Here is a 4464-nt window from a genome sequence, read left to right as displayed (position 1 = left end):
CTGATTTCCTTCAATCTTACATGAACTTTCAAACTCTAATGTGGAGAATAAGGGAGTCGAACCCTTGACCTCCTGCGTGCAAGGCAGGCGCTCTAGCCAGCTGAGCTAATTCCCCGATCAAATCCCGAATGTCGAACTCAGAATCTTGAATGTAGAATTCCCAACTTCCAGAATTTCCTAACAATATGTAATCAATGAACTTTTTTTTTACCGCGCTAAACATGCGTGGTCCCGATACGTATACCTACTTCTAACTTCATACTTCTATCTCCGTATCCCTAATTTCCCGTAGTCCCGGACTGGATCCCATCGATACAATATATGCATCAATTTATCCCCCTCGACTTGTAGTCTCGGGCAGGCTCGAACTGCCGACCTCTACATTATCAGTGTAGCGCTCTAACCAGCTGAGCTACGAGACTGTCTCTAAAATCACAAGTCTCCATTACCGCTTACAGACCTTTTTCTTCGACCTGTAACTTGCAACATGCAACCTGCAATTGCTTTTTTTTATTGACAGCTTTAAGCAAAATTATTCCTTTTAAATACACTTATACCGAACATCCCGTTTCTCTAGAAAGGAGGTGTTCCAGCCGCACCTTCCGGTACGGCTACCTTGTTACGACTTAGCCCCAGTTACCAGTTTTACCCTAGGCAGCTCCTTGCGGTCACCGACTTCAGGTACCCCCAGCTTCCATGGCTTGACGGGCGGTGTGTACAAGGCCCGGGAACGTATTCACCGGATCATGGCTGATATCCGATTACTAGCGATTCCAGCTTCACGGAGTCGAGTTGCAGACTCCGATCCGAACTGTGATCGGTTTTATAGATTCGCGCCTGGTCACCCAGTGGCTGCTCTCTGTACCGACCATTGTAGCACGTGTGTAGCCCAAGACGTAAGGGCCGTGATGATTTGACGTCATCCCCACCTTCCTCACGGTTTGCACCGGCAGTCTGGTTAGAGTCCCCGACATTACTCGCTGGTAACTAACCACAGGGGTTGCGCTCGTTATAGGACTTAACCTGACACCTCACGGCACGAGCTGACGACAACCATGCAGCACCTTGTGAATTGTCCGAAGAAATAACTGTTTCCAATTACGTCAATCCACATTTAAGCCTTGGTAAGGTTCCTCGCGTATCATCGAATTAAACCACATGCTCCACCGCTTGTGCGGGCCCCCGTCAATTCCTTTGAGTTTCATTCTTGCGAACGTACTCCCCAGGTGGGATACTTATCACTTTCGCTTAGCCACTGAGACCGAAATCCCAACAGCTAGTATCCATCGTTTACGGCGTGGACTACCAGGGTATCTAATCCTGTTCGCTACCCACGCTTTCGTCCATCAGCGTCAATAATGTGTTAGTGACCTGCCTTCGCAATCGGTATTCTATGTAATATCTATGCATTTCACCGCTACACTACATATTCTAATCACTTCACACACATTCAAGACCGCCAGTATCAAAGGCAATTTTACCGTTAAGCGGCAAACTTTCACCCCTGACTTAACAGCCCGCCTACGGACCCTTTAAACCCAATGATTCCGGATAACGCTTGCACCCTCCGTATTACCGCGGCTGCTGGCACGGAGTTAGCCGGTGCTTATTCCTACGATACCGTCATCAAGGTACACGTACCTCTTATTCTTCTCGTAGAAAAGCAGTTTACAACCCATAGGGCAGTCTTCCTGCACGCGGCATGGCTGGATCAGTCTCCCGACCATTGTCCAATATTCCTCACTGCTGCCTCCCGTAGGAGTCTGGTCCGTGTCTCAGTACCAGTGTGGGGGATCTCCCTCTCAGGACCCCTACCCATCGTGGCCTTGGTATGCCGTTACCATACCAACTAGCTAATGGGACGCATGCTCATCTTATGCCGCCTCAACTTTAATATAAAATAGATGCCCATTCTATATACCATGGGGCATTAATCCAAATTTCTTCGGGCTATTCCCCTGCATAAGGTAGATTGCATACGCGTTACGCACCCGTGCGCCGGTCTCTAAGGAGCAAGCTCCTTATACCCCTCGACTTGCATGTGTTAGGCCTGCCGCTAGCGTTCATCCTGAGCCAGGATCAAACTCTTCATCGTTTATTCTTAAATATCTAATACAGAACATCCGATACAAATCCGTGTAACCTACTCAAAATAATCTTGCTTAAATCTTCCTAAATACTAAAACTTACTCTCGTAAATCTTAGCCTTAGTGCTGTCAACAATATGTCAAGGAACTTTCCTAAATTCTTATCTCTTTTTTCGCTCTCTAACAAAGCGGCTGCAAAAGTAATCCGTTTTTCTAAACTCACAAACTTTTTTACCAACTTTTTTTTAAAGAACTTCCCGCTTTATCCCTAGCATCGCTCCCGATCTAAGCGGCTGCAAAAGTAATCCGTTTTTCTAAACTCACAAACTTTTTGCAATCTTTTTTTAAAAGAACTTTTTCCGCTTCTCTATCCGCATATCCTATCCGTAAAAGCGGGTGCAAATATAAAACTTGTTTCCTGAATTCTGCAAGTAAAAAATAATGATTTTTTCGTCTTTTTCACCAATAGACTTACCTCCAACATCTTAAGACGAGAAAAAAGGATAGCTAAGATAATAGATTTTTCCGAACCTGCCAACTATTTTTTCAAGTCGGGGGATTTTTTCCACTTATTAGATAATGTGGCATAGTCAAAATCCAGTACCGAAGGCTGGTTTTCTATGCGGTCTGCTGCAAAAGCCCGCTGCAAAATATCTTCAATAAGATAATCCTCATGCACCGATTCCGGATGATATTCCTCTTTCAGGGAAATTTTAAACATCCTTGCCGTATTATTATACCAGAAGGCCCGCCACCCGTTACGCAGTTCTTTTACCAATTCAAAAGCGGTAGCCCCCGTTTGGCGATGAATGAGCTTCACCAGTATCTGTCCTTCCGTACGGGTGAGTTTTTTTAGTTCAGCCGTAAATTCCTCCTCTATATATTTCTGTATTTGCCTTGTATACCATCTTCTCCTGGAATTCGATTCTATCCGGTCCAGCCTCCTGTTCAGTTCGGTCAGTCGTTCTGAAGCCAGTTTGGCATAAGGATACACTTTCAGTGTCTTTTTTCTCAATATATAATAACGAACCCTTTCTTCCCTCGAATCGAACTTCAGCCTGTCAAAAACATATACTTCCTCCAGATCTATGGAAGTACGGGGTACGGTATCTCCTTCCAGCAAAATATATTCCTGCCCCAACGAGTCCTTAAAAGCCCCGTTTTCCTGAGCACAGGCAAAACCTCCCAGGACAAAAAGAAGTATAAAAATATGTATTCGTTTCTTCACCATAACAGAACTAAAGGACTCACTTGCACTTCCTTCCGGACGTAAATTTACAAACATTCTCTCCCTTGTCAACACATCTTTCTCTTTTAACATTAATCCCGTTTTCCGGAAAAACCACAACCGGAAGACCTCAAGAGACCTCAAATATCTACATTATAAACTATTTAATACCCGTTGTGCATTATGATTTAAAAAGAAAAAAGTTGTTCAATTTGACTGATAGTCAGTAAATTGTTTTTACCACAAAACATTTACGATGAACAACTTAAATGCAAATTACGAAAGAATATTGGAAGTACTAAGAAAAATATCGGAAGAACAACTGCTTCCTTACCAAAGGCGAAGCCCTCGGATGAGTGATTTGGAAGTAGTTGGCTTATGTTTAACCGCTGAATATATGGCAATTGACAGCGAAAACCATCTTTTCCGGATGCTCCCCAACCATCTTACCAGTAAGATTGAACGCAGCGTGTACAACCGTCGCCGTAGACGTTTAATGCCCTATTTGGATAAGATACGGGGATCATTGGCCAAGCATTTCAATGAGTTTGAAGATTACTTTGTAGTGGACAGTATGCCTTTGGAAGTATGCAAGCTTTCCCGCTCCTCCCGCAGCAAGGTATGCAGGGAAGAGGATTATGCTTTCCCCGACAAAGGGTACTGCGCCTCTCAAAACCTTTATTTTTATGGGTATAAGTTACATGCGGTGTGCTCTATAGGTGGGGTCTTTCAAAGTTTTGACCTGAGCCCGGCCTCTGTACATGATATTAATTACCTCGATGATATCAAGATGCAGTTGTCTGATTGTGTCCTGCTCGGGGACAAGGGGTATCTTTCGGCAGAAGTCCAGTTGAACCTCTTTGAGAACCACCAAATTGAATTGAGTACCCCGATGCGCAAGAACCAAGGTGATTACAGAGAGCAGCCCTTTGTATTTAAAAAATCCAGAAAACGCATAGAAACTTTATTTTCACAGCTATGTGACCAGTTTATGATCCGCAGGAACTATGCTAAATCCTTCGAAGGGCTCAAAACAAGGGTGTTGTCAAAAATAACGGCACTTACTGTGATTCAGTACATCAATAAATTCATTTTCAACAGAAATATCAATAATATTAAGATCAGCATTGTTTAAAATGCACAACGGGT

2 protein-coding genes, 2 tRNA genes and 1 rRNA gene are annotated in these 4464 nt (G+C 43.8%); 1 reads left to right on the top strand and 4 read right to left on the bottom strand.

The features are described 5' to 3' along the window. Positions 1-41: 41 nt before the first annotated feature. From ACVBDY_RS05040 to ACVBDY_RS05025, 4 genes are all read right to left on the bottom strand, one after another. Positions 42-115 (bottom strand) — tRNA-Ala (locus ACVBDY_RS05040). Positions 116-348: 233 nt separating this feature from the next. Next, a tRNA-Ile gene (locus ACVBDY_RS05035) sits at positions 349-422 on the bottom strand. Between the two features lie 155 nt (positions 423-577). Continuing rightward, positions 578-2095: ribosomal RNA gene (locus ACVBDY_RS05030) — 16S ribosomal RNA — on the bottom strand. Between the two features lie 530 nt (positions 2096-2625). Continuing rightward, positions 2626-3318 carry a DUF4294 domain-containing protein gene (locus tag ACVBDY_RS05025; RefSeq protein WP_447174385.1) on the bottom strand — a complete coding sequence of 231 codons (693 nt, stop codon included), beginning with the start codon at positions 3316-3318 and terminating at the stop codon, positions 2626-2628. 253 nt (positions 3319-3571) lie between these two features. Between ACVBDY_RS05025 and ACVBDY_RS05020 the strand changes: the two genes are divergently transcribed. Then, positions 3572-4450, top strand: a complete 879-nt coding sequence (locus tag ACVBDY_RS05020; protein ID WP_447174384.1) for an IS982 family transposase — start codon at positions 3572-3574, stop codon at positions 4448-4450. The last annotated feature ends 14 nt before the right edge of the window (positions 4451-4464 follow it).

The sequence above is a fragment of the Sinomicrobium halophytocola genome, from assembly GCF_052983395.1.
The sequence above is the reverse complement of the archived record's forward strand: the minus strand, read 5'-3'. Positions and strand labels throughout refer to the sequence as shown.

Coding starts and splice junctions, on each gene's coding strand:
- ACVBDY_RS05025 (WP_447174385.1), bottom strand. CDS start 3,318: ATGGTGAAGAAACGAATACATATTTTTATACTTCTTTTTGTCCTGGGA.
- ACVBDY_RS05020 (WP_447174384.1), top strand. CDS start 3,572: ATGAACAACTTAAATGCAAATTACGAAAGAATATTGGAAGTACTAAGA.